A 26,889-nucleotide genomic window follows, 5' to 3' on the forward strand; every position below is an offset into this window, starting at 1 on the left:
TTGGTTTAATTTTTTATAAATGGAGGTTTATGAACAAGATTGAAATTAATATACGTGACTCTATTGCCAAGCTTTCAAAAGAATCAAGGGTTAGACTAATAAATGAGATTAAAAAAAATCTAAGCTTAAATTCTTCAGGATTGTTTATGAATAATTCTAGTCGTTTGGACTCAGATTCTGCATTACAAGTTGAAAATTTTCTGTCAGAGAATTTAAAGGGGGAATCCTTTTTAGTAAGGATATGGATATCTATTTTAAAGTTTTTTCAAAAAGATATTAGTAAGAAAGATATATATAAAAATTATTATCTAAAAAGCTTGGAAAATGGTATTAACAACATTTACAAAAAGCCTGTAATAGATTTTAGAAAGAGAATTTTATATATGGGTTTTGTAGAGATGTTTTTTGGATTGTATCGTTATTCTATGAAACTTAAGAAATTTTTTCAGATTTTAGATGACAGAAATTCTGTTGAGAGGGCAATGTTTGAAGTTATTAATAGTAAAATTCCTGATTTTAAGCATAAAATGGAAGATTTTTTAGACTCGGAAGAATATGAGAAATATTTGAAAAAAGATACAAGTCAGAATGATTTAGAGTATGCTATTAAAACAAACATTAGTGCTTATGTTAATTTAATTCCTTTGCAAACATATAAAACAGTAGAAGATATATTTAAATTTTTTTATGTTCTAAATAGTGTTGCCTTTTTTCCTTATAAGTCTTTTTTTTCTTTCTTTAACATAGAATTTTTAGATGATAATGAGAATTTAGATATTGTTAACTTTAATGGCTTAGGTAATGCTAGTTTTGATAGTGTTGATAAATATCTTAATTCTTTCTTTGACATTTTGCATACATTAAGAGATATTGAAGTGAATGAAGAAATCTTAAAAATTATTATTAGACATTATTTTTTAACAATAGATTCCAATGAGGATGAAATTTTGGGGGATGAGAGTCTTTTAAAGTTTGACATAATGTATAAAAATGTTTTAAACATTATGTCAAACATTATTAGTTTGGCAAAAACTTTGCCTTATATGGAAGTTTTTAAACTTTATTATAAAAATCCAGTTTTACAACCTAAGAAATGTGTTTCGTATCTAGATCTTAAAAGTTTTTATGAAAATATTTTGTTCTTAAATGTTAGTGGCCAGATTATTAGTAGGCATGATTCGGACTTAAAAATTCTTATGAATAAAGAGATTAAGAGTTTAATTAAAAATTATAGTATTATTGTGGATTTAAATAATATAATTTTTATAGGCCTTAAAATTGAATATTCTAACTTTAAAAAACTTTACTTTATGAATGAATTCTTTAAGACCATTTATGATGTAAGAATGATGGAAGTATTAAAAACTGTAGCTAATGTGGTGCTTGTAAATAATGTTGAATTGAGAAGTGCTTATGTTGCTCTTGAGAAAAATGTTAATTTGATGAGAAAGGAAATTTATGATTTTTGTTTTGAGATTAATTATAAAAATGAAGAATATGAGCGATGTAGTCAGGAAGATAATGATAATTCTTGTAGGGAGAAAATTTTGGAATGGTGCTTGAATGAGAATTGTTATATTGAAAAATTAGTTCTTAATTTTATAGATTGTTTTATTGACCTTAGGAAAAGGTATTGTATTCTTTTAGAAAACAGTAATACTTTCATACAAAGTGCTTTAAATACTTCTTATAAATTATCTACAGGAGATAATGAAAGCATTAGCTTAGCTTATGTTATTAGTAATGTTTTATCTCTAATAGACCAAACTCTTTTTATACTTGAGAGTTTATAGATTATTATGAGAGCTTTTAGGACAGATAAATTTAGATTGTTATCAATTTTTATTAGAGGTTTGGTAATAATATTATTTTTAAATTCTTTACTTAGTTTATTTATGTTTTTGGCAGGTGCTTATAATACTTTTATGTACTCTTTTCAAGAGTTTTCTCTTGATTTTGCGATTGTACTAAGCTCTGTTTCTTTTGGACTTGAGGCTACCAGATTAATATTTTTTTATTTGCTTATGAGAAAAAAGATTAGGTATTATGTGATTTTGGTTTCTAGTTTTATAGTTTGTTTTTTTGCTTTTTTTATAAAAATTTTTCTTTCTGTTGGTATGTAGCTTGTTGATTTTAAAAACTTACTATTGACTAATATCCTTTATTTATTATAAACTAGCCATTAGTGTTATGCCGACTTAGCTCAGCTGGCCAGAGCAGCGGTCTTGTAAACCGCAGGTCGTCGGTTCGAATCCGACAGTCGGCTTTTTGGGGCGGTACCGAAGTGGTTAACCGGGGCAGACTGTAAATCTGTTGGCATTGCCTACGTGGGTTCGAATCCCACCCTCCCCAATTTAAGACAGTCTGTTGGTATTGTAAGAGTTTTGGGTTTTCTTTGCTTTATTTATGTTAAAAGTTGGATTTCTTTTGGTTTTTGATGTTCATTTTAATAATTATAGGTGAGTATTTGTGTTTTATATAGGAGATTTACTTTTTAGGTTTTTAAGCAAAGTATGTGAGAGTGTTACTCTTGTAAAGAGATTTTAAATTCTTATGAAAATAAAAAATTTTTTTATTTCTTCTTTTGTTTTGATTATTATACTTTTTATCTTAGCATTTTTTTTATATTTTTTAAATTCTTCTCCTTTTGAATCTGAATTGTTATATGAATTTGAAGTTCAGAAAGGATGGGGAGTAAAGAGGATAGCTAGGGAGCTTAAAAGGCAAGGATTTATTAGATCTGAGAAACTGTTGGTAGCTATTTCCTATCTTTTTGATAGTGATAAAAATTTTAAAGAAGGCAAATATTTAATTAGTAGGAATTTTTCAACCTTTGATGTGTATAAGGAGCTTTTGAAGGGAAGTCCTGCGCTTGACATTAGTGTTACGATACCTGAGGGATATACGGCCAGAAGGATAGCTTTAAAGCTTAGTAAATTTGGTATTATTGATGATGTTCAGAGTTTTGTTGATTTGATAAATGATGCTAGATTTATTAATGAGCTTGGACTTGATTATTATTCTCTTGAAGGGTTTTTATTTCCAGATACTTATAAATTTTATAAGGATATGGACATGAAAGAAATAATTCGAGTTTTTGTTGGTAATTTTTTTAGTAAACTTATTTCTATGGGAATAGATTATAAGTCTTATTCTAGTGAAGATCTTTATCATAGAGTAATTATTGCTTCTATTGTAGAGAGAGAATATAGAGTTAAGAGTGAAGCAGCAGTAATGGCTTCTGTTTTTTACAATAGGATAAAGTCTAATATGGCTTTGCAATCTTGTGCTACGGTTGAGTATATTATTACTGAAGAGTTAAAAAGGCCTCATCCTAGGAGGATTTATTTTTCAGATTTAGAGATTAAGTCTGATTATAATACTTATGTCAACAGAGGTTATCCTCCAACTCCAATTTCTAATGCAGGTGCTGTATCTTTGCGGGCAGCTTTTTTCCCGGATAAAACAAATTATTTATTTTTTGTTTTAAAAAATCCTAAGACTGGAACTCATAAATTTTCTTCAGGCTATAGTGACCATCTCTTAGCTGCAAATAGTTATATTTATAATTTTGTTACTAAGGATTGAAAAATATGGAACATGCTAAAGTTATAGATTTGATCAGAAATAGAGTAGATATTGTGGATTTTATAGGTGAACGAGTTAAATTAGTCAAATCAGGATCATCTTATAAGGGACTTTGTCCTTTTCATGCTGAGAAAACAGCTTCTTTTTTTGTAAATCCTTCTCAGGGGTTTTTTTATTGTTTTGGATGTAAAAGGGGAGGGGATGTTATAAAATTTTTGATGGATATTGAAAAATTTAGCTATGATAATGCTGTTAAGTTTTTATGTAGTAGAGTAGGAATTTCGTATGACGATATTAAGAAACCTCTTAAGCTTAAGGATGGAATTCAGAATAAGGAAATAATTTCAAAAATATATAGCTTGAATGCTAAGTTAGTGAAGTTTTTTTTGGCTTCTTTTTGTAATAATAGTGAAGTTTTGAATTATATTCTTAGGAAGAGAAGTATATCAGAAAAAGTTATTAATTTATTTAATATTGGATATTTGAAATGTGATGTGGAGGGTGGATTTAGTTTTTATAATTTTTTAATTTCAAAGGGATATTCTGCTGAAATATTGAGCAAGAGTGGTTTCTTTTCAAGAAAAAAACAAAAGTTTTCAATTTTATCTGGTAGATTAATTTTTCCAATCAGAGATTTTAAAGGAAATGTGGTGGGATTTGGGGGACGAAGTTTAGGCTTAAATAATGGTCCCAAGTATATCAATTTGAGCGAAACAGATGCTTTTAAAAAAAGAGAGCTACTTTATGGATTTTATGAAGGGTTTTCTGTGATTAAGGAAAATAAGTCGGTAATATTAACAGAGGGGTATATAGATGTTCTTTCTTTTTTTACAGCTGATGTAAGAATTGCGGTATCTACACTCGGTACATCCTTTTCAAGAGAGCATCTTGCTTTAATTAGAAGATATGCGGATAAAATAATAATATGTTTTGATGGTGATGATGCTGGACTTTTAGCTACGCTTAAGGCATATCAAATTTGTTTGCCCTTTGGCATTGATGTAAGTGTAATTAAGATGGAGGATGGACTTGACCCTGCAGATGTTTTGAAGAGTAAGGGGGCATCTTATTTAAGAGGTATGGTTGGTGATAAGTGTGATGCATTTGAGTATCTTTTGGAAAAATATTCTGCTAAATATGATTTAAATAAAACATCAGATTTAAATCATATGATTGGTATCTTTATAAAATTAATAAGTTTATCAAGCACTAATACTCAAAGAGATATTCTTTTAGAAAAAATAGAGAGTAAGGTTGGAGTTAGACTTGAGACCTTAAGAAAAGATTACTATGATATTAGAGAAAGAAATGCAATTGAGAGCTCTAAGAAAAGTACATATTCTTATCAACCAAATACATATGAGAGGTATTTAGTAATTGCCTTGTTGAAAGACTTTAATTATTTTAATATAATAAGGCGTAATATTAGTGATAGTGATTTACATGACATTGATGTAAGAAAAGTTTTTATGTGCTTTGAAAACTTATTTGATAATAATGAGATTTTTTCATTGCTTAATTTAAAAGAGTTTTTAAAAGATAGGTATGGTGTTAGTGAAGTTTTTTTTGAAGATATGTTAAGGATAGAATTTGAAGTAGATAATGAGATGGTTATGCAAATTTTATTTGCAATTAAAAAAAGAAAATTGGAAGACCGCGTTTTGGCTTTTAGGGAAATGAACAGAAATAGTGCTTTAATGGAAATAGATGCTAAGACTCAAATAAGAGAATTAATGTTTTTGAATATGCAAAGAGAGAGTTTAAGGATATATTTGAATGAATAGTATAGAAAATAAAGATTTGCAATGCTTTAGAAAGAAGAATTCAAAAGTAATAAAAGCCATATTGGATTATTTGAGGGGTAGAAAAGAGATTACATTTGGAGATTTATCTACTTTGCTTTCAGAAGATATGTTGGAGCCGGAAAACATTGATTTTATTTATGGAATACTTGAGGATGAGGGAATAAGTTTGATTGATGAAAGAGTAGAGTCTAAGAACTCTAGTGTTAGTGATAGTTCCGAATTAGAAGAGTCAAGTAAAATGGATAGCCAGTTTATGGTCTTAGGTGATTCTGTTGATGGTGATGATGAGGTTGATGATAAATTAGAAGAATTTGATGATGATATTTTAGACAAGGAAGATTTTTCAGGGTGCATTAAGAGTGGGTTGTTAAAAGATAACAATACCGAAGATCCAATAAGGCTTTATTTGAAAGAGATAGGGAAAGAATTTTTGTTAACTGGAGATCAAGAAGTTGAGCTTGCAAAACAAATGGATTCTGGTGAATCTATAATTGAAAACATTCTTAAGAGTGAGGGACTTGTTATAGAGAATTATTATAATTTGGTTAATGCTATTTATTCAAGAGTAGATAGAGAAGAATTTTTTAAAAGAGAGAAGGAAAGAGAAAAGGATAATAACGCTGACTACTATAACAAAAAAAAAAGAATCACATCTTTTTATAAAGCTTCATTAAAGCCATTCCAGGAGCGTTTAGTAAGTTATATTGAAAATAAGCATAAATTATATGAACTTGGGGAAGATATTTTTGAAGAAAGTATTAATAATGAAAGGCTTTATATAAAAGAGATGCTTAAATCTGTTCCTTTATATCAGGAGGAGTTAAGAGTTTTTTCAGATGATTATATTGACTCTGCTAGTAAGATAAGGGATTTGAAGAGACAGCAAAAGTCTATATTGGATAGATTAAAGGTGGACAAAATTAGGAATCTTAGGGTTCTTGGAAGAGATTTAGCTATTCCTGAGAGACGGGAGAGGATAGAAAAATCTTTAAATATACGAGAAGATCTTATTAAGGAGCAAATTACAGAAGCTCAGCTTGCTCAAAAAGAGCTTGAAAGAATCGAGATGTATTATGAGTACCCAATAGATAGAATAATAAGGATGTCGGAAGAAATTCTTAAGGGTAAGCAGATGATGCAACATGCTAAAGATCAGCTTATTAAGGCTAATTTAAGACTTGTGGTAAGTATTGCTAAGAAGTATGCTAATAGGGGGCTTCATTTTTTTGATCTTGTGCAAGAGGGTAATATTGGTTTAATTAAGGCTGTTGAAAAATTTGAGTATAAGAGAGGGTTTAAATTTTCTACTTATGCTACATGGTGGATTCGTCAAGCGATAACAAGGTCAATCTCAGATCAGGCACGCACAATACGTGTTCCTGTACATATGATTGAGCAAATAAATAGATTGAATAGAGAAACAAGATATTTGGTGCAAGTTTTGGGTAAAGATCCAACAGATGAGGAACTTTCAGTGAGACTTGGATGGGAACTAAAGAAGGTTAAGACTGTTAAAAATGTTTCAAGGGAACCTGTATCACTTGAAACGCCAATTGGAGAAGAGGAAGACTCTGTTCTTAGTGATTTTATAGAGGATAAGGCAATAAAAAATCCAGCAAAGCATACATCTTTTGTAGTTTTGCAAGATCAAATAAGATCAATTCTTGGTACTCTTCCCGAGAGAGAGCAGGAAGTAGTTAAGATGAGATTTGGACTTGAAGATGGATATTCTTTAACTCTTGAGGAAGTTGGACTTCATTTTAATGTTACAAGGGAAAGGATTAGACAGATTGAATCAAAGGCTTTAAGGAGACTTAAAAATCCTAAGAAGACTCAAAAACTTAAAGATTATTTAGAAGATTTAAATTAATGGGGGATTTGTGGAAAGTAATATTGATATATTAAAAAACCTTGAAGGCATATATAAAGCTAAGTTTAAGCTTGAGGAAAGGCAAAAAAATATTCCTAAGTATTTGCAATCCAAGAAGTCTCAAATTGATGAACTTATTGGAGCTCTTGATGAATTACAGATTAAATTTAAAGAATGCCAAAAAGAAGATGCTTCTTTAAAACTAGGCATTCAAGACATTAATGTAAGAAAAACTAAAGCAGAGGAAAAAATAGATAGTATTAAAACTCAAAGGGAATATGAGGCTCTTGAGAAAGAATTACAGACTATTATTGATGATGAAGTTGCCATTAGGAAAAAGATGACACATGTTACTGGGCTTAAGACAAGGGTAGATAGAGAAATAGCGGAAATAAAGAGTAAACTTGAGGGAGAACAAGATATATATGCTACTGAGAGTACTAATCTTGAAAATGAGCTTTTAGAGATTAAACAAAAACTTTTTGATATTGCAAATGAAGAAGAAAAATATGCTTCTCGAATGGATGAGGATTTTTTGTTTAAGTTTCAGAGGATTATTAGAAATAAATCTAATGGAGTTGTTCCTTTGGTTGAAAATGTTTGTAAGGGGTGTCATATGATACTTCCTGTTGAATTTGCAAATAAGGTGAGGCGTGAGCCAGATGATGTTAAGTTTTGTCCTTATTGTAGTAGAATACTTTATTATCAAGAGAAATTTGAAGTTGGTTTGGGAATGATTCCTGGAAGTTTGGCAGATCTTATTGAATAAGAATTTAGTTTGAGTTAATGCCCAGTCATCGCTTAATTTATGTTAAGGTATTTTAAGAGGAAAGTCCGAGCTCCAATAAGAGCGTAATGCTAGGTAATGCCTAGGAGTTTTAAACTTAAGAGAGTGTCACAGAAAATAACCGCCTTAGGGTAAGGGTGAAAAGGTGAGGTAAGAGCTCACCGCTTATTTAGTGATAAATAAGGTCAAGACAAACCTCATTAGGAGCAAAATCAAGTATGCAAGTTTTCTTAGCTCTTGAGGACTTGCGGGTGGATTGCATGATTTTTCCAGTGATGGAAAAATTAGATAGATGATGACATAAAACAGAACTCGGCTTATGGGTATTAACTTAAATTTTTATAGAGAGTTTTATGGGAATAAGGTATATAAGACATATTTTTTATTTGATTGTAGTTTTAATACTTTTTTTCTTTATTTTTTATATTTTATCTTATTTTAAAGCCTTTTCCAATTCTTATTTAAGAGCGGGGCCTACTGAGGTAAATTTACTTGTTCTTTGGGAAAATAAGGAATATAAAGAAATAATAGATTATGCTGAGAATGAACTTAAGACAAACAAGTTTGATTTTAATCTAAATTTGCTTCTTGGGTTTTCGTATTTTTATTATTCCTTAATGCTAAATGATAGCTCTTTAAAAACTCATTTTTTGGATAATTCAATAGAAAGATTAAGGTTTTTAATGTCAATTAATGCTGATATTCCTATGAGTTCGCTTTATTATATTTTAGGTAAAGCTTATTCCCATAAGGGTGAATATTATAGTGAGCTTTCTGTTAAATATTTAAACAAAGCCTTATATTCGAATAATTTTGATTTCATGAGTATAAAAGAAGATATTTTTGAATATTTGGGGTATTCTTATCAACTTTTAAGAGATTATAAGTCTAGTTTAAGGTTTTTTATGAAAGCTTATAGCGAGAATAAGTCGGATCTTGTTCTTTGGAGTTTGGCATATATTAATTATAAAATAGGAGACATTGATAAGAGTATTGAATATATAAGTAAATTTATAAAAGAAGAGAATGAGTCTTTTAACAGTGAAAAAAGCGATGATAATTTGATGCAAAAGGTGTATTTGTTATATGGCGATATATATTTGGATCAGGGCGTTTATGATGAAGCTTTTAATTGCTATGATAAAGTCTTAAAAATTAATAGTTTAAATCCCAATGTTTATGTTAAAATAGGGGATATATATAGAAAGAGAGATAAAGATTATCCTAAAGCTCGAAAATATTGGAGAGAAGCATTGAGCATTAATCCTTATTTAGAGGAAGCAAGGGAAAGGCTTAGAATTAACTTAGAAGATTTTTAGGGGGCTTGATTTGAATTTATTTAAGTCTTTTTTGATAGATATTGGCATTGATCTTGGTACGTGCAATACTTTGGTTTACATTAAGGATTATGGTGTAGTGATGAGTGAGCCTTCGGTTGTTGCTATTGATGTTACTAAGGGTAATAGAGTTGTTGCTGTTGGTCGCAATGCTAAGAAGATGCTTTGGAAAACTCCAGAGAATATTAAGGCAGTAAGGCCTCTTCGTGATGGTGTTATTGCTGACATTGAAAATACAGAAAAAATGATTAAGTATTTTATAAATCATATTTTTTCTCGAAAAAAATTGTTTTTTAAACCTAGGATGGTAATAGGTGTGCCAACTTGCATTACGGAGGTTGAGAGGAGAGCTGTTAAAGAGAGCGCAATGAATGCGGGTGCTCGTGAAGTTAAGGTTATTGAAGAATCTCTTGCCGCTGCTATTGGGTCGGATATTCCCATTTTTGAGCCAACAGGCCATATGGTATGTGATATAGGGGGAGGAACTACTGAGATATCTGTTATTTCTCTTGGTGGGATGGTGGTAAGTAGAGCTATTAGAACTGGTGGAGATGAGTTTGATGAGAGTATAATAAAGTATATGAGAAATGCACATAACATTATTATTGGACAACAGACGGCAGAAAAATTAAAAATTAAGATAGGTAATGTTTATCCAGATACTCATAATTTGAAGGTAGAAACAATAGATATTAAGGGAACAGATGCTGTTACGGGTCTTCCTAGAAAGCAGATTGTTGATTCTATGGAAGTAAGAGAATCTTTAAAGGAGCCTATTAGTACCGTTGTTGATGAGGTTAAGAGAACTCTTGGTGCAACGCCTCCAGAACTTGCAACGGATATTGTTGAGCGTGGGATTATATTAACAGGCGGTGGAGCCCTTCTTAAGGGACTTAATAGACTTTTATCAAAAGAAACAGGAGTTCCGGTTTATGTTGCAGACAATCCTCTTCTTTCTGTAGCTGTTGGAGCAGGTTTATTTTATGACTATGCTAATAGGATAGATATTAGTAAGAATATATATAGTTTTATTAATGAATAGATATGAAGTTTCTTGTTAAGTTCAAGAATTTTGTTAAGGTACTAAGTATATTAATACTTGCCGTTGTTCTTATGGTATATGATTCTAGTGGTCATAGAAAGAAAAGAAAAGATGATTTTTTTGTTTTTACCTTAAATTCATATATTCAAGATAATATGCATGAATTTGTTAGTTTTATTGCTAGTATTTTTAAGGCAATAAATGAATACAAGGATTATGGCGAGAGAATAGAAGAGTATAAGAAAAGAATACAGCAACTTGAGATAGTTACTCAAAATGTTCAAATATTAAGACAAGAAAATTCTAGGCTTAAGGAACAACTTGGTTTTTATTCATCAAATTCTAGTGAGTTTATTCCAGCTGAAATAATTTATTTAAATTATTCAAACATTTCTTCTTTAATGGCAATTAACAAGGGTTATAATGACGGTGTTCAAAAAGATATGGTAGCTGTTGCTTATCAAGATGGGTTTAGTGGTTTGGTTGGAAAAGTTGTTAAAGTTTATGCAAATACTGCTAAAATTTTGCCTTTAACTAGTTATGAGAATTTTGTCTCTGCAAGAATTCAAAATAGCAAGTTTATTGGTCTTGTTGAAGGTAAGGGATATGGTGAGTCTCTTGAGATGAACTATGTTAATCGATTAGCTGAAAATGATTTAAAAGTGGGAGACTCTGTAGTTACCGCTGGGTTTAGTGATTATCCCGGTGGGATTTATATAGGCAAGATTATTCATTTTAATATTCTTGAATATAATTCGCTTTTAAGTATTAAAATAGAACCTATAATGGTCTTGGATAAATTGGAATATGTTTTTTTGATTAAAGGCGAAAAGAGGATACAAGATTGATATCTTTTGTTCTGTATTATATTATTAGCGTATTTTTGGGTCAGATTTTTCAGTATTATTTTGCGGTTAATTTTTCTTTTTCAATAGATATATTTTTAATTATTTTAATTTTTAATTCTCTAAATTTTATTTTTAATGTAGGTTTAATATCGAGTATTTTACATGGTTTTATTATGGAGTATTTTACAGGATTGCCACTTGGGTTTTTTGTGTTTAGTTATGTTTTAATATTTTATATTCTTGGTAAAATTAAGATTTTAATTCCTAAAAGTATGCTTAGCATGACAATATTTTTTGTTCTGTCAAAATTTATAATTTGGTTTGTTGCAATGACTTTTTCAGATTTTGTGGATCTTAAAGGATTTAATTATGAAATATTTAATCTTAATCTTATTGTAAATATAGTATTTATAAATTTTTTGTATCCAATCTTAAGTTATTTTACTCGAAATCTTTATACTTTTAGAGAGGAATATTAAAATGAAGGTTATCTTTAAGGAAAGATATAGATTTGGGCTACTGCTTGTTTCTTTGGTGTTTTTTATATATTTTTTTACTTTATTTAAGATGCAGATTGGGAAACACTTATTTTACGATAGAGAAGCAACAGTTCTTTTATCTAGAGTTGAAAAAATTAATGCTTCAAGAGGTGAAATTTTAGATTCAAATTTAAATGTTATTGCAAATAATATTACGGCATTTGTTTTAAAAATTAGTTTGGAACAATATTATGGTATGTCTCTTGAAGATAGAGACGAGATGCTAGATTTTTTATCAAATACTTTAAACATAGATCGAGAACTTATTTTTTCTAAGATTGAAGCTCCTAGAGGATATCTTAAAGATGTAGAAATAGTTGAACTTAGTCCGGAAATGTTATTTAGAATATCTGAAAAAAGAAGTTATTATCCTGCACTTTTATGGTCATATTCTTTTAAAAGAAATTATTTGGTGGATGATTCTTATTCTCATCCTATTGGGTATGTTGGTAGGATTAATCAAAGAGAACTTCGTTCTTTCTACAATGTTAAAGGGTATGATAATAATTCTACGATAGGAAAGTCGGGTATTGAACAAATTTATGATAGCTATATTAGAGGCAGGGAAGGTTTAATTAAATATAGAGTAGATTCTAAAGAAAGAAAAATAGATAGTGGCTCTATTATAGAGAATATGACTCCTGGGAATAATATTGTTTTAAATATTAATAAAGATATTCAAATGCTTGCCAAAAATACTTTAGGGGATAGGTATGGTACTGTAGTGGTATTAAAACCTTCAACGGGAGGTATTCTGGCTCTTCATAATTATCCTTACTATTCAATGAAAGATGTTTATAATAAATATTCTAGAGAAGATTATTCTTTTCTAAATAGGGCAGTACAGTCAGTTTATCCCCCGGCTTCTATTTTTAAATTGGTTATGGCTACCGCAATATTGGAAGAAAAAGTTTTTGATAAGGACAGAAAGATACATTGTCCGGGATATTTTAAGGTAGGTAATAGAATTTTTCATTGTTGGCAGCGTGGTGGACATGGGTATGTTAATTTAGAAGAAGCTATTGCACATTCATGTAATGTATATTTTTATACATTGGGACTTAAATATCTTGGTGTCGAGAAAATTTTAAAATATGCAAGAGAATATGGATTTGGTGAGAAAACAGGTATTGATTTGCCAAATGAGGTAGCTGGACTTCTTCCAAGTCCAGAATGGAAGGAAAAAACTTTTAAGCAACCTTGGGTGGGTGGTGATACTGTAAATTTTTCAATAGGACAAGGATTTTTAAATGCTACTCCTATTCAGATTGCTAATATGATAGCTATGATTGCAAATGAAGGTGTTGTTTATAAGCCAAGAGTTGTCAATAGAATTTTGGATGGAAATACTAATGAGATTGTTCTTGAAAATTCTCCAGAGGTTCTTAGAAAGAGTAAACTTATTAGTAAGAATACTTTTAAGCTTTTAAAGAAATATATGAGAGGTGTCATAACTTATGGTACTGCAAGAAATTCAGTCCTTACTAAGGCTGTGGCAGTAGGAGGGAAGACAGGAACGGGTCAAACTGGTGTAATTGGATTTGAGAATAGTTCTTTTGTAGGACTTGCTCCTTATAATCATACTTCTAATGAACAAGTTATTGTTTTTAGTTTGGTTGAAGGAAGAAGTAATGCTGATATGTGGCCTGCTAAAGCTGTGGATTTAATGATGCAGGGAATTTTTGCTAAGCAAAGTTATGAGGATATCCTTAGAGGATATAGACCGTGGTATATTAGGTAAAGTGAAGTGGCGGTTTTTAGGAAAGGCTATGATTTTTGGGCATTAATTAGTTTGGCAATTATATCTTTTATTGGGATTTTGCTTATATATTCTAGTGACTATACTTCTAATGGTTCTTTGATTAAAATTGAGTATGTTAAGCAAACTATATGGGTTCTTAGTGGCTTTTTGCTGATTTTTATAATAGGAAGATATGATCTTAAGATAATACAAGGAATGATTTATCCCTTGTATTTTTTATTGGTAGCTTCTTTGATTTTTACTGCCCTTTTTGGTGTTACTGTTAATGGAGCTAAATCTTGGATTGGAATTTGGAGGTTAGGAGGACAGCCTTCAGAATTTGGTAAGATTATTAGTATTTTAACTCTTGCTAAATTTTACAGTAGTAGGAGGGATGATAGTAGTATTTTTGTTTTTATTTTTGCTTTTCTTTTAATTTCTCCTGTTATTTTGCTTGTATTTTTACAACCTGACTTTGGAACTGCTGTGGTTTACTTGAGTATATTTATATTTATTTCCTTTTTTGCTGGTGTGGATGTACATTATATTTTGTATTTTACTTTGGTAGGATTTTTTTCGTTTCTCTTCGTAGTGTTACCTGTTTGGTATGAATATAAGTCAGATATGGGGAATATAGTATATTTAATTTTTTCAAATAATTTTTATTTTCAAATAGCTTTTTTAGTATTAATTTTAGTGTTTTTAGCCTCTGTTATAGGCTTTTTTATTTCAAAGTACAATCTGAACATTAGACTTTCTTATTTTTATATTATGTTTATAAGTTCAATTTTATTAATTGCTGCTTTTTCATCTAAGTTTCTTTCTAAAATGATGAAGCCTTATCAAATTAAGAGATTTTTAGTTTTTTTAGACCCAAATATTGACCTTAAGGGAGCTGGATGGAATTTAAATCAAGTAAAGATTGCTATTGGTTCTGGCGGTGTTTTTGGGAAGGGGTTTTTAAAGGGGCCTTATACCCATGCAAACTATGTACCTTCTCAGAGTACAGATTTTATTTTCTCAATTCTTGCTGAGGAGTTTGGCTTTTTGGGAGTTAGTGCAGTTTTAATATTATTTTTCTTTATTTTCTTTAAGATTTTAATAATAATGGATAAGAGTAAAGATAGGTATATGTCCTTGGTTTTATCGGGTGTATTGGGCCTTTTATTTTTTCACACTTCTTTTAATATTGGAATGTGTTTAGGTCTCTTACCGATTACAGGAATACCTTTGCCTTTCCTCTCTTATGGGGGTTCTTCTAGTATTACTTTCTTTTTAGCTATGGCTCTTTATTTTAATATTGAATCTATAGTAACTGTGGATTAAATACTTTATTGATTAGTGTTTGTTTTTTTATCTATTTTTTTAATAAGTTTTTTTGTATATTTTATTTGGGGTTTTTTTATTTATTTTTGGTTATTGTTAGGGATCCAAGATGTAGTGTTTGTATTTCAAAGGGTAGGGTTGAAAAGGTATTTTTATGAGTAAAGAGTTAGAAAGAGATAGTATTTTATATAAAAAGAGGCATTCAGTTGCTCATGTTATGGCAGAAGCAGTACTTGAATTGTTTCCAAATACTAAAATTGCGATAGGTCCTCCAATTAAAGATGGTTTTTATTATGATTTTGATTTTGAAAATCATATAACAGAAGATGTTCTTTTATTGATAGAGCAAAAGATGCGAGAAATTTTAAAGACAGGTAGTTCTTTTATAAAGGAAGTAATTACCCAAGAACATGCTTTAGTTTTGTTTAAAGATCAGCCTTATAAATTAGATTTAATTAGTAACCTTGATATTGAAGAAGAGATTTCGATATATAAGAGTCATAATTTCGTTGACCTTTGTAGAGGCCCCCATGTTGATGATATGCGTAAAATTGATCCGAAGGCATTTAAGTTAACTAGCATTGCTGGTGCTTATTGGCGTGGCAATGAGAAGAATAAAATGCTTACTCGTATTTATGGGACTTTATGGAATAATGAGAAGGAGCTTAAGGCATATCTTAACTTAAGAGAAGAGATAAAAAGGAGGGACCACAGAAAACTTGGGCGCGAGCTTGATTTATTTTCTGTGCATGAAGAAATAGGTCCTGGACTTATATTTTTTCATCCTAATGGGGCTAGAGTAAGAACTTTAGTAGAAGATTTTTGGAGAGAAGAACATTTTAAAAATGGCTATGATATTCTTTTTACGCCTCATGTGGGTAAATCTTGGCTTTGGGAAACTTCTGGGCACTTAGATTTTTATAAAGAGAGTATGTTTGAGAAAATCGAGATGGATAAGAGTAATTATTATGTTAAGCCTATGAATTGTCCGTTTCATATTGCAATTTATAATGAAGGGAAGCATTCTTACAAAGATTTACCCTTTAGGTGGGCTGAGCTTGGTACAGTGTATCGTTACGAGAAAATAGGTGCTCTTCATGGCACTATGCGCGTTAGGGGATTTACTCAAGATGATGCTCATATTATATGTACTTATGAGCAAGTTAAGGCTGAGGTTAAAGAGGTTTTAAGATTTGCACTTTATATGTGGGATAAATTTGGTTTTACAAACTTAAAAGCATATCTTTCTACAAAGCCGGAAAAATCTGTAGGGAGCAGTGATGATTGGGATATGTCTGTAAGAGTATTAGAGGAGGCCTTAATTGATCTTCATATTTCGTATGATATCGATGATGGAGGTGGGGCCTTTTATGGGCCTAAGATTGATCTTAAAATAATAGATTCTCTTGAGAGAGAATGGCAGATGAGTACAATTCAGTTTGATTTTAATCTTCCTGAAAGATTTAAAATGACTTATACGGCAGATGATGGTAAGGACAAGAGACCTTTTATGATTCATCGTGCTCTTCTTGGTTCTATTGAAAGATTTTTTGGAATTTTAGTAGAACATTATGGTGGTGCATTTCCTGTGTGGCTGGCACCTCTTCAAGTTATAATTATTCCTGTAAATAATATTGTGGAAGAATATGCCCTTAAAGTATTATCTCTATTTAAGAAAGAAGGTATTAGGATCAAACTTGATAATGATTGTAATACAAGAATGAATGCGAAGATTAGAGAATATCAGGTGAAAAAAGTACCTTATATGTTTATAATAGGAGAGAGAGAAGTAGAGACAGAGAGAGTTTCTATTAGAACTAGAACTAATGAACAGATTAATGGACTTGGCCTTGAAGAAGCTCTTGAATTTGTGAAATTAAAGATAAATCGTAAGGAAATTTTATAAATTGAATCATATGAGTATAATTAGTCCAAATAAAGTAACTTTTTTTAGGATTATATTGTCTTTCATTATATTATTTTTATTCTTTCTTGAAGATTTTTGGAATCCTTATTTATTTTTAATTTTGATTTGGTTTTTAATTATTTTGAATGAAATAACAGATGTTGTAGATGGATATATTGCTAGAAAATATGGGTTGATTAGTAATATGGGAAAGGTTTTAGATCCTTATGCAGATGTGTTACAACACTTAACATATTTTGTTTTTTTCTTTTATAAAGGTATTACTCCGTATTATTTTTTTGTGATCTTTGTGTACCGTGAAATTTCTATTGGTTTTATTAGAAATTTAATTATCCAATTTAATATAGTTCAACAAGCTAAATTTTCGGGTAAATTAAAATCATTATTTTATGCTATTGCAACATTTGCTAGTCTTTTTCTTTATAGTTTAGATAAATTGAAAGTTACTGTGTTGGTTGAAAAATATGTGGGATTTGTTTTAAACATAAATTTTAATTTTTCTTTTATTATTGGAGTAATATACGCCATATCTGCCTTTTTAGTTGTTGTATCTTTTATTGACTATGTAGTGGTATTTTTGGATCTCAGAAAGTATGAAAAGTAAGATATTATTATTTTTGTTAATAATTGTTTCTTATTCTTATGCTCAAGAAAAGCAAATGTTAACTGAAATAAGTCCTTTAAGTATTTCAAGTAAGAGTGGGAAGGGAAGTGTTTATTTAAAAGTTAACAAGTCTTCTAATTATATCTTAACTTTTGATAGTTCTTTAAAATCAGATTTTGTTTACATGATTTATGATGTTGTAAAGAAGAAGTATATGACAGATAAGGTGAGAAAGAGAGATGTTAAAATCAAATTAGATAAAGATGTTCTTTATGCGGTAATCTATATCACATCTGAAAATGTAAGTATTAATTTTTCTCTTACGGATCTAGATTTATCAATAATAAGTGATGCTTCTTTGAAAGCAAAACCATCTAATATAAAAACGCAAGATAAGACTTTTCTATTAAGGGAATTACCAAGTTTTCGTTTGGACTTGAAACTAAAAAAATATATATTAAGAACATATAAAAGCAATATTTATGTTGCCTATCAGATGGAAGCTAGTGATAATATTAAAGTTTCTGCATTTATTGAAAATATTGGTTGGTTTGATATAGCCTCTGCTGTTAATGAAAATATTACTGGTGTTGCTTGCTTTGATTTTGCAATCAATTCTAAAGGAGAGTTATATGTTGCTTTTACTACTAAGGAAACAGATAATTTTTCTGGAGAACTTATAGTTAAAAAATTTAATAGTAGAAAGTGGATTGATGTTAGTCCTAAGTTTAGAGATAGTATTGGATTTTTGGTAAATATTAGTATTGATAAGAGAGATAATTTATATTTAGCCTATCTAAGAAAAATTGGAAAAGAATATAAAATAAATTTTGTTACAAATAAAGGATATGGAAATATTTGGGGTAGTACTGGGGGTTCTTATGTTTCTAAGGGAAATGCTAATGTTGACACTTCAAATATTGGTATTATTTCTGAACCTTTCTTAGGAATTTTTTATAATTATCAAATAGATGAGTATATAAAGTCTGAATTTATTATTGATAAGGGCAAGACTTGGGCAAATACAAATACGCAGTCTGCCAATATGGCAAATTCAATAAAAATTCTTTCTAATACTAAGTCTAACCAAGTTGTTTTAAGTTATGTAACAAAGGGTAGACCTATTATTAGTGTATCTACCTTGAAGTGTGATAAATGGCATAATATAAGTCCAAATATTAAGATAGATGGGATAAGAAGTGATATTATAGACTATAGAAATAATTTGTTCTTAGCTTATGAAGATGGCAATAATATTAGGGTTATTTACTTTGATGATAATAATTGGTATTTTTTGAATGAATCTGAGATTTTCCAGAAATCTGCTCTTAATCCCAAAGTTGAACAGTATGGAGGGGAAGGATTTATATTGTCATATTTGAGTTTGGATTTTAAGAGTTTATATTTTAAGTTGATTACTTAGTAGTTCAAAATATGATTTTTTTTCAATATTGTTTTTTAATTGAAAATATTCTATTATCTCATAAATTTCTGTTTTGGCTAGAGCTAATTCACTTTTATCTTTAATGATTTTTTCTACTTCTAAGAAGAATCCAAGGTTTTTAATTTCATTGATTTCTATAGTCAAATTTTCTTTTTTATAAATTAGACTTTTTTTTGTTTTTTTATATAGGATTTTAAAATCCATTTCTTCTAAAAGTAATACAAAATTATTTATATTATCTACTCTAAATTCAATTTCTTTATTGACTTCTATATCAGAATCTAAATTTTTGGTTTTAAATGTTACAATTTCTGTTGAAGTATCAAACTTTCTTATTCTAATTGTTTTTTTGGTGTTGCAATAATATACATCATCTTTAAGTTCTTCTTTGATAAATTTAAATTTTTGATTAGCTAATTTTAAAATTCTTTTAATTTCATTTTTTGGAATGAAGGCTTTAGATTCGATTTCTAACATGTATTAAAAATAGTAAAATTGTGATAATATTTCAATGTTTTATAATTATATTTTAAATAGTGTTTTTATGTCTTTATTGCTTTTATGTTGAAGTTTGAGTTTAGTGATAGATTTTTCCTTTTTAGTTATTTCATCCTAATTATGTTTTTTGGTTCTCTCTTATTATCATTACCTATTGCTTGGAAGGGTGAAGAAAAGTTGGAATACATAGATGCTTTATTTACATCTGTATCTGCTGTTAGTATTACAGGTCTTGTTACTGTTGAAATAGAAAATTTTTCTACTTTTGGATTTACTGTTATCATGTTGTTAATTCAATTTGGGGGTCTTGGGTTTATAACTATTACTACCTTTTATTTGCTTATACCTAAGCGTAAGTTGAAGATGACAGATGCCAGGATAATCAAGCAATATTCTCTTTCAAATATTGAATATAATCCCATTAAAATTTTAAAAAGTATACTTCTTGTAACTTTTTTAATTGAACTGATTGGACTAATATTAATATTAGTTTGTTTTAAACTTCGAGGTGTTAAGATTTCATTGTTTGAGGCTTTATTTACTGTAATTTCAGCCTTTTGTAATGCAGGTTTTTCTATGCATTCTGAGAGTATTTATGCTTGGCGGGATGTACCTGAGGCAATAGTTGTTATTGCTGTTTTAATTATATGTGGAGGGCTTGGGTTTATGGTATATCGTGATGTTAATAATACTATTAGAGATAAAAAAAAACTATCTCTTCATGCTAAAGTTGTGTTTAGTTTTAGTTTCTTTTTAATTGTTTTTGGGGCAATTATATTTTTTTTATCTGAAATTCATAAAATAAAGGAAGGTTATTCACTTGGAACTCTCATATTAAATTCAATATTTTATTCAATAAGTACAAGAACAGCAGGGTTTAATTATCTTGAGAATTCTGTTATTACAAGTAGAACTCAGATGATTACTTTACCCTTTATGTTTATTGGGGGTGCGCCTGGCTCAACTGCTGGAGGAATTAAGATAACTACATTTTTTTTAATTATACTTGCAGTAATAAAATCACAAGATGGTAATGGCTATATTATAGGTTCATATAAAGTATCAATTGATAGTATAAGGTTTGCTCTTTTATTTTTTGTAAGAGCTATTTTTATTGTATGTTTTTCATTCTTTATGCTTCTTGCTACTGAGGGTGGAGGCAATTGGAAGGTAATTGATTTAGGATATGAAGTTTTTTCTGCTTTTGGTACTGTTGGTCTTTCAGTAGGGGTTACTCAGGAATTGTCATTTTTAGGTAAAATAATTATAATTTTTACTATGTTTGCAGGTAGAATAGGTCTTTTTTCTATGGCAATTTTTGTTTCACGGAAATCTCGTTTTGAAGAATTTACAAGGCCAAGACAAGATATTCTAGTGGGTTAGATATAGAGTGAAAACATTTGTTATTATTGGTCTTAGTAACCTAGGCATACATCTTCTTGAGGATTTGAGTAAACTTGATTGTCAAATTATTATTGTTGATACATCAAAAGAGTTAGTTGAAGAATATGATGTGATTGCTACTGAGAGCTTTATTCTTGATCAATTTACTAAAAATGCTTTGAAAAAAGTAATTCCTGTAGATACGGATGCTGTCATTATTGATTTTGATGATGATCTTGGAAAGAGCGCTCTTGTTACTCATTATTGTAATCTTTTAGGTATGAGAGAAATATGTGTTAAAACTGAGGATAGGGATGATGCTGAAATATTAAAAACCCTTGGAGCTACAAAAATTATATTTCCAAGTAAGGATGCGGCAAGGAGATTAACTCCATTATTGGTTTCTCCCAATCTTTCGACATATAATATTATTGGGTATGATATTATTGTTGCTGAAACTGTTATTCCTAAAGAATATGTGGGAAAGACAGTTCTTGAGGCTGATTTGAGAAGAGAAAAGGGTATTACTGTGATTGCTGTTAGAAATTTAAGTAATTCTAGATATGAGTTTGTGGATGGTGATTATTTTTTTTTAAAAGATGATAAAATTGTGATTTGTGGGAAGCCTGATAGTATTGAGAATTTTACAAATAATAAAGATTTGATTAAGGACTTAATTGCGGCTTCTAAAGAAGAGGGGGCTTCATACAGGGAAGAGGCTAAGAGGTTGGGGGTTTTAAGGTTTTTTGATTTCATGAAAAAGTTTAATAAAGATAAGAAGAGCGATTAAAGGATATTAGGATGACTAAGATTATTCCTATTGCAAGCGGAAAAGGTGGTGTTGGTAAGACCTCTTTTGTTGCAAATATTGGCTATAAACTTTCAAGTTTAGGAAAGACTGTAATACTAGTTGATCTTGACCTTGGTGGTTCTAATCTACATACATGTTTAGGGGTTAAAAATACTGGGGTTGGAATAGGGTCTTTTATTAATAAGCGTGAAAAAAATTTTTCAAATTTAATTGTTGAAACACCTTATAATAAGCTTTATTTAATTCCAGGGGATGCTCTTTATGCAGGGACAGCCAATCTTCCTTTTTCTATCAAAAAGAAGATAATTGATTCAATTCAAAGAGATCTTGTTGCGGATTTTGTTTTCATAGATTTAGGTTCAGGAACATCTTATAATACGGTAGATTTTTATTTGGTAGCTTACAGTGGTATTATTGTTACTGTACCAGAGACTCCTTCCATACTTAATGCATATTCGTTTTTAAAAAATGCACTTTATCGTCTTTTGTATTTAGGTTTTCCCCCAAAGAGCGCTGAGCGTGAATATATTAGTAATTTCTTTAAAGAAAAAATAGAAGGAGCAAATGTTAAGTTTAAAGATTTAGTTACAGGAATTGAGCTTATATCTTTAAGTTCATCTCTTAAGGTAAAAAAGATGATGAATAATTTTTACCCTAGAGTTGTGCTTAATAGAATAGAGTCTAGTGAAGAAATAGGTATGTGTGAAAATTTAATAAATGTGGTTAAGAATAATATTAATATACCAATAGAATTTATTGGATTTGTTCCATTTGCAAAGAGTTTTAGAGAATCTGTTAATAATAGAATTCCATTTATTGATTTTGATAAAAATTCAAAACTCAATAAGTATTTCGAGTTTATTGCGAACAATTTGATTAAGTCTCCTCTTGAAGGGTCGCCTTATATTTATGACGACATATACGATATGATTAAGGATCAAAGTCAATTTATTAGAAACTAGTTGAATTATAATGATTTATGATGGAGGAATAATATAATGTATAGGATTAAGGATAAGGAATTAGATTTTAGAATAGAAAGTTTAGGAGAATGTAAACAAAATAATCCTTTAATTAATTTTTATGCTAGTGAAAGTCATGTTCATTTTGCTAATGAGATTAATAAAATTAGATTTAGTGTTTATAAAAATGAAGAAAGTTGTGATAAATATGAAGATATTCTTTTAGAGAAAGCTGGACCTAGAGATAAGATATATTTTATTCCAAAACATGTTAAGGCGGCTATTACTACTTGTGGGGGGCTTTGTCCTGGATTTAATGATGTTATTCGTTCCATTGTGAGGACATTATGGAAAGTGTACGGAGTTCGTAATATTTATGGTGTTAAATTTGGGTATCAAGGGCTTTTACCAGAGTCTAACTCGCCTTTTGTTCAACTTAATCCGGATATAGTGGATGATATTAATCAGTTTGGCGGTACAATACTTGGTTCCTCAAGGGGAGGAATTAAACCTGTTGAAATAGTTGATACTTTAGAGAGAATGAATATTAATATGATCTTTAATATTGGTGGAGATGGAACACAGAAGGGTTCTATTTTAATTGCTGAGGAGATAGCTAGGAGAAATTTAAAAATTGCTGTTGTGGGAATACCTAAGACAGTTGATAATGACTTTATGTTTGTTCAAAAATCATTTGGATTTGAAACAGCAGTAGAGCAGGCAGTTTCTGCTGTTGCTGGTGCACATTTTGAGGCAAATAGTGCTTATAATGGAATTGGTCTTGTTAAGGTTATGGGTAGGGATTCTGGGTTTATTGCTGCTTATACTGCTTTATCTTCGAATGATGTTAACTTTTGTTTAATACCAGAGTTAGATTTTGACATTGAAGGCCCTAATGGATTTCTTGCGCATCTTGAGAGGAGACTTTTGGAAAAAGAGAGTTTAGATGAAATACCTCATGCAGTAATATTAATAGCAGAAGGAGCGGGACAAAAATATTTTGATCCTAGTAGTCGCAGAAGAGATGATTCTGGTAATTTGCTTTATGAGGATATTGGGCTTTACCTTAAAGATAAGATTACAGAGTATTTTAAGGTTAAAAATATTCCAATCACTCTTAAGTATATTGACCCTAGTTATATTATTAGAAGTTCACCAGCTAATGCTAGTGATTCTCTTTATTGTGCTCGCCTTGGCTCAAATGCTGTTCATGCTGCTATGGCGGGGAAAACAAAATTATTAGTTAGCTTGTGGAGTACAAAATTTGTGCATATCCCAATAGAAATGGCAGTAATTGACAGAAATAAAGTTAATATAAATGGTTCTTTTTGGAGAGATGTTCTTGCAAGTACTGGTCAGCCATTTAGTATGAAGAACTAAGATAAAAATCTAACAGATTTGATAAAACGTGTGTGGGCTGGACTAAAAGGTCTTGCTTGTATAAGACCTTTTCTATTATTTTACCTATTTTTGAATGTTGATTTTCTTTTTTATTAATCTTGAGTACCATGAGTAGGATTCTTACTTCTTATTGATAAGAACCAGTCCGTTTAGCATAAAAAGGGGCTTACCGTTTTGCAAGGTCCTTTTTTATATTTACTTTGCTGCGTTACCCGCGACATTTAGAGCATCCCAAGTTTTTGAGAAAGGAGGTGAATATGCAAAATCTAGCATTCCAAGTTCCTTTGTTGTAATTTTTGAATAAATTGCAAGAGATAGTGCATGCATTCTTAAAGCGGCTCCGTTCTTTCCGATCGCTTGTGCTCCGATTATTTCTTCTGTTTCTTCATTGTAGATTAACTTAATGTATAGGTCTTCTTGTGTTGGGTAATAATTTGTGTGATTTTTATCTTTTATAAATACTGTTTTATATTTTATACCAAGCCTTAAAGCGGCTTCTTCCGTAAGACCAGTCCTTGCTGCTTCAAGAGACAAAACCTTAATGGATGCGGACCCTAGCGTTCCTTTAAAAGAAACGCGTTGTCCTGATAAATTTTCACCTATTATTTTGCCTATTTTGCTAGCTGTTGTTGCAAGAGGAATATAATCATTCTGCTTGCTTACAATATTGTATACTGTAGCACAATCTCCTGCAGAGAAAACATTCGCTACACTAGTTTCGCCATATTCATTAATAACTATAGCACCGTTTTTAAAAGTCTCAAGTTGTCCTTCTAAAAATTCAGTAGCAGGACGTATTCCCGTAGAGAGAATTACAAGGTCTGCCTTATATTCACCTTTGTTTGTAACGATGCCTTCAACTTTTTCTTTTCCTACTAAACTTTTTACAAATTCATTTGTATGGAGTAAAACGTTGTTCTTAATTAGTTCTTCTTCCATTATATTAGTAATTTCTTTGTCAAATGATTCAATAAGTATTCGCTTATCTAGTTGAATAATTCTTACATTTTTCCCTCTATTTTTAGCGGCATCTACCATTTCAATTCCAATATATCCAGCTCCAATGATTGCTATGTCATTTATTTCTTTTTTCTTAAAGAGTTCTCTTATTTCTTTTCCGTCTTGCATGTTTCTTAGTGTATAAAAATTACTTAGTTGGATATTACTAATAGGAGGAATAATAGGGTTACCTCCTGTTGCAATCACTAATTTATCATAAGTATCATTAAATATTTCCCCAGTTTTTAGATTTTTAACTTTAAGAGTACTATTTTTGATGTCTACTTGAATAACTTCATGTCTGGTACATACAGATATTCCATTTTGCTCAAATTCATCAGGTGTTCTAGCTATCATTTTATTTGCATCATCAAAGAATCCGCCAATAAAGTACGGTAGTCCACAAGCTCCGAAAGATGTAGTATCTGTTTTTTCATAAATAGTAATATTTAATTCTTTATTTATTCTTTTTGCTTTAGCAGCAGCACTTGTACCCGCAGCAGTGCCTCCGATAATGATTATTTTCATTCAAATTCCTTATTTTCTATTTTATTTTTGTTGTTGTAAATGTTGATGTCTAATTGATTTAGATTTTTTGCCGTAATTACTCCTGCAACCATTGAGTCACTTACATTAGCAGATGTTCGCCCCATATCAATTAGAGGTTCAATAGATATTAAAAGTCCAACTAGTTCTACAGGTAGATTCATTGAAGAGAGAACCATTAAAGATGCCATTGTTGCTCCTCCTCCGACTCCAGCTACTCCAAATGAGGTTATTATTATTATTCCTATGAGTTGAAGTATAAATGAGGGATCTGTTGGATTTATCCCTTGAGTAGGGGCAATCATTATTGCTAACATAGCAGGATGGAGTGCCGCACAACCATTCTGTCCGATTGAAGCTCCAAATGAACTAGAAAGATTAGCAATACCTTCGCTAACTCCTAATTGTTCAGTTTGTACTTCTACATTAACAGGTATTGTTGCTGAGCTAGAACGAGATATGAATGCAAATGTTAAAACAGGAAATGCTTTTTTAATGAAAGTAATTGGATTTAGTCTATTAAGGGCAATTAATGTCATGTGCATTAAAATGGTAATACCAATAGCAACATAAGAAGCAAGTACAAATTTTCCAAGGTTCATTATGCTTGAAATATCGCTTGTTGCCGATATTTTTGTAATCATTGCTAATATGGCGTAGGGTGTTAACTTTAAAATTAAAACTAGTATTCCTGAAGTTAAATCTTGTGCTGTTGCCATTATTTGTTTGAAAAATTCTATTGATTCTGGTTTTTTCCTTGAAACTCTAAGAGCAGCTATGCCTACTAAAGCAGCAAATATTACTACTCCAATTGTTGAGCTTGGTCTCATTCCTGCCATGTCTTCAAATATGTTTTCAGGAATAAGTTCTGATAGTCTTTGTGTAATTGAAGTATGGTTTAGTCGATCAAGACCTTGGTTTAAATTTTTTCCATATGCAATTTCATCTTCACCAAATTGAAGTGATTCTGCTGTTAAATTAAAGAATAAGGATGTGTAAATTCCAATTATGGATGCAATTCCTGCTGTAAATACAAGTACTAATATTACAGATAAACTCATTTTCCAAACATCTTGGGTGTTTGTTAATTTTATTATTGCAGATATTATTGAGACAATTATGAGAGGTATTACAATCATTTTAAGAAGTCTTACATAACCAGTTCCTAAAATATTAATCCACTTAACGCTTTCTTTTATTATCATAGGCTCTGATTCATAAAAATATTGCATAGACATACCAAAAATTAATCCTAGACCTAGCGCTATAAATATTCTTTTTGTAAATGAGATATGTTTTTTATGAAAAAAATAGAGTAGTCCTAGTAGACCAAACATAATCACTATGTTTGATAATGTGTATATTATTCTTATATTCATTTTTGCCTCTTATATCTAAACTTAAATAATTGTTTAATAATAATGATATTAT

General features: G+C 30.0%; 22 protein-coding genes, 2 tRNA genes and 1 other RNA gene. 22 read left to right on the plus strand and 3 right to left on the minus strand.

All coding sequences use genetic code 11. The features are described 5' to 3' along the window. The first annotated feature begins 29 nt into the window (after window positions 1-29). The 18 genes from DB313_RS03690 (at window position 30) to DB313_RS03775 (ending at window position 18,837) form a co-directional block, all read left to right on the plus strand. The gene (locus tag DB313_RS03690) at window positions 30-1,793 is read left to right on the plus strand and encodes a hypothetical protein (RefSeq protein ID WP_120104476.1); all 1,764 of its coding nucleotides are present in this window, start codon (window positions 30-32) and stop codon (window positions 1,791-1,793) included. Between the two features lie 6 nt (window positions 1,794-1,799). Then, window positions 1,800-2,123, plus strand: coding sequence for a hypothetical protein (locus DB313_RS03695; RefSeq protein WP_120104477.1), 324 nt, complete (start codon window positions 1,800-1,802; stop codon window positions 2,121-2,123). A gap of 69 nt (window positions 2,124-2,192) precedes the next feature. Then, window positions 2,193-2,266, plus strand: a tRNA-Thr gene (locus tag DB313_RS03700). Window positions 2,267-2,270: 4 nt separating this feature from the next. Continuing rightward, window positions 2,271-2,352 (plus strand) — tRNA-Tyr (locus DB313_RS03705). Between the two features lie 195 nt (window positions 2,353-2,547). Then, the gene (gene mltG, locus DB313_RS03710; protein ID WP_174220868.1) at window positions 2,548-3,588 is read left to right on the plus strand and encodes an endolytic transglycosylase MltG; all 1,041 of its coding nucleotides are present in this window, start codon (window positions 2,548-2,550) and stop codon (window positions 3,586-3,588) included. A 5-nt stretch (window positions 3,589-3,593) separates the two neighbouring features. Further along, on the plus strand, window positions 3,594-5,372 hold the full coding sequence (gene dnaG / locus DB313_RS03715) for a DNA primase (RefSeq protein WP_120104479.1): 1,779 nt from the start codon (window positions 3,594-3,596) through the stop codon (window positions 5,370-5,372). Continuing rightward, window positions 5,365-7,263, plus strand: coding sequence for an RNA polymerase sigma factor RpoD (rpoD, locus tag DB313_RS03720; RefSeq protein WP_120104480.1), 1,899 nt, complete (start codon window positions 5,365-5,367; stop codon window positions 7,261-7,263). Before dnaG ends, rpoD begins: the two co-directional genes overlap by 8 nt. A gap of 10 nt (window positions 7,264-7,273) precedes the next feature. Beyond that, window positions 7,274-8,032 carry a zinc ribbon domain-containing protein gene (locus DB313_RS03725; RefSeq protein WP_120104481.1) on the plus strand — a complete coding sequence of 253 codons (759 nt, stop codon included), beginning with the start codon at window positions 7,274-7,276 and terminating at the stop codon, window positions 8,030-8,032. A 12-nt stretch (window positions 8,033-8,044) separates the two neighbouring features. After that, window positions 8,045-8,386, plus strand: an RNA gene (gene rnpB / locus DB313_RS03730) — RNase P RNA component class A. Window positions 8,387-8,403: 17 nt separating this feature from the next. Next, entirely contained in the window at window positions 8,404-9,369 is a 966-nt protein-coding gene (locus tag DB313_RS03735; RefSeq protein ID WP_120104482.1) for a tetratricopeptide repeat protein, read from the plus strand. 10 nt (window positions 9,370-9,379) lie between these two features. After that, window positions 9,380-10,429 carry a rod shape-determining protein gene (locus tag DB313_RS03740; protein ID WP_120104483.1) on the plus strand — a complete coding sequence of 350 codons (1,050 nt, stop codon included), beginning with the start codon at window positions 9,380-9,382 and terminating at the stop codon, window positions 10,427-10,429. A gap of 2 nt (window positions 10,430-10,431) precedes the next feature. Then, complete coding sequence (gene mreC, locus DB313_RS03745; protein WP_120104484.1) at window positions 10,432-11,277, plus strand: rod shape-determining protein MreC; 846 nt, start codon at window positions 10,432-10,434, stop codon at window positions 11,275-11,277. Further along, window positions 11,274-11,756, plus strand: a complete 483-nt coding sequence (locus tag DB313_RS03750) for a rod shape-determining protein MreD (protein ID WP_120104485.1) — start codon at window positions 11,274-11,276, stop codon at window positions 11,754-11,756. The genes mreC and DB313_RS03750 overlap by 4 nt, the downstream gene beginning before the upstream one ends. A 1-nt stretch (window position 11,757) precedes the next feature. Beyond that, window positions 11,758-13,557 carry a penicillin-binding protein 2 gene (mrdA, locus tag DB313_RS03755; protein WP_120104486.1) on the plus strand — a complete coding sequence of 600 codons (1,800 nt, stop codon included), beginning with the start codon at window positions 11,758-11,760 and terminating at the stop codon, window positions 13,555-13,557. Between the two features lie 6 nt (window positions 13,558-13,563). Beyond that, the gene (gene rodA, locus DB313_RS03760) at window positions 13,564-14,883 is read left to right on the plus strand and encodes a rod shape-determining protein RodA (RefSeq protein ID WP_120104487.1); all 1,320 of its coding nucleotides are present in this window, start codon (window positions 13,564-13,566) and stop codon (window positions 14,881-14,883) included. A 154-nt stretch (window positions 14,884-15,037) separates the two neighbouring features. Continuing rightward, complete coding sequence (gene thrS, locus DB313_RS03765) at window positions 15,038-16,789, plus strand: threonine--tRNA ligase (RefSeq protein WP_120104488.1); 1,752 nt, start codon at window positions 15,038-15,040, stop codon at window positions 16,787-16,789. 10 nt (window positions 16,790-16,799) lie between these two features. Beyond that, window positions 16,800-17,414, plus strand: a complete 615-nt coding sequence (pgsA, locus tag DB313_RS03770; protein WP_174220851.1) for a CDP-diacylglycerol--glycerol-3-phosphate 3-phosphatidyltransferase — start codon at window positions 16,800-16,802, stop codon at window positions 17,412-17,414. Further along, window positions 17,404-18,837, plus strand: coding sequence for a hypothetical protein (locus DB313_RS03775; protein WP_120104490.1), 1,434 nt, complete (start codon window positions 17,404-17,406; stop codon window positions 18,835-18,837). The genes pgsA and DB313_RS03775 overlap by 11 nt, the downstream gene beginning before the upstream one ends. On the opposite strand, the gene cyaB is transcribed toward DB313_RS03775, so the two are convergent. Next, window positions 18,814-19,335 carry a class IV adenylate cyclase gene (gene cyaB / locus DB313_RS03780; protein ID WP_120104491.1) on the minus strand — a complete coding sequence of 174 codons (522 nt, stop codon included), beginning with the start codon at window positions 19,333-19,335 and terminating at the stop codon, window positions 18,814-18,816. The two genes, DB313_RS03775 and cyaB, sit on opposite strands and share 24 nt — an antisense overlap. 84 nt (window positions 19,336-19,419) lie before the next feature. Between cyaB and DB313_RS03785 the strand changes: the two genes are divergently transcribed. Genes DB313_RS03785 through DB313_RS03800 form a run of 4 tightly spaced genes read left to right on the plus strand, consistent with a single transcriptional unit; the run spans window position 19,420 to window position 23,892 of the window. Then, window positions 19,420-20,739 carry a TrkH family potassium uptake protein gene (locus DB313_RS03785; RefSeq protein WP_120104492.1) on the plus strand — a complete coding sequence of 440 codons (1,320 nt, stop codon included), beginning with the start codon at window positions 19,420-19,422 and terminating at the stop codon, window positions 20,737-20,739. Between the two features lie 7 nt (window positions 20,740-20,746). Continuing rightward, window positions 20,747-21,529: a potassium channel family protein gene (locus DB313_RS03790; RefSeq protein WP_120104493.1), complete on the plus strand. Its 783-nt coding sequence runs from the start codon at window positions 20,747-20,749 to the stop codon at window positions 21,527-21,529. A gap of 11 nt (window positions 21,530-21,540) precedes the next feature. Beyond that, window positions 21,541-22,512, plus strand: a complete 972-nt coding sequence (locus tag DB313_RS03795) for a MinD/ParA family protein (RefSeq protein ID WP_120104494.1) — start codon at window positions 21,541-21,543, stop codon at window positions 22,510-22,512. Window positions 22,513-22,548: 36 nt separating this feature from the next. Further along, on the plus strand, window positions 22,549-23,892 hold the full coding sequence (locus DB313_RS03800) for an ATP-dependent 6-phosphofructokinase (protein WP_120104495.1): 1,344 nt from the start codon (window positions 22,549-22,551) through the stop codon (window positions 23,890-23,892). Between the two features lie 216 nt (window positions 23,893-24,108). On the opposite strand, the gene DB313_RS03805 is transcribed toward DB313_RS03800, so the two are convergent. Continuing rightward, window positions 24,109-25,440 (minus strand): CoA-disulfide reductase, encoded by a 1,332-nt coding sequence (locus DB313_RS03805; protein ID WP_120104496.1) that lies wholly within the window; start codon window positions 25,438-25,440, stop codon window positions 24,109-24,111. Then, window positions 25,437-26,837 carry an L-cystine transporter gene (locus DB313_RS03810; RefSeq protein WP_120104497.1) on the minus strand — a complete coding sequence of 467 codons (1,401 nt, stop codon included), beginning with the start codon at window positions 26,835-26,837 and terminating at the stop codon, window positions 25,437-25,439. Before DB313_RS03810 ends, DB313_RS03805 begins: the two co-directional genes overlap by 4 nt. Window positions 26,838-26,889: the final 52 nt, after the last annotated feature.

The sequence above is a fragment of the Borrelia turcica IST7 genome (assembly GCF_003606285.1).
GTDB lineage: Bacteria > Spirochaetota > Spirochaetia > Borreliales > Borreliaceae > Borrelia > Borrelia turcica.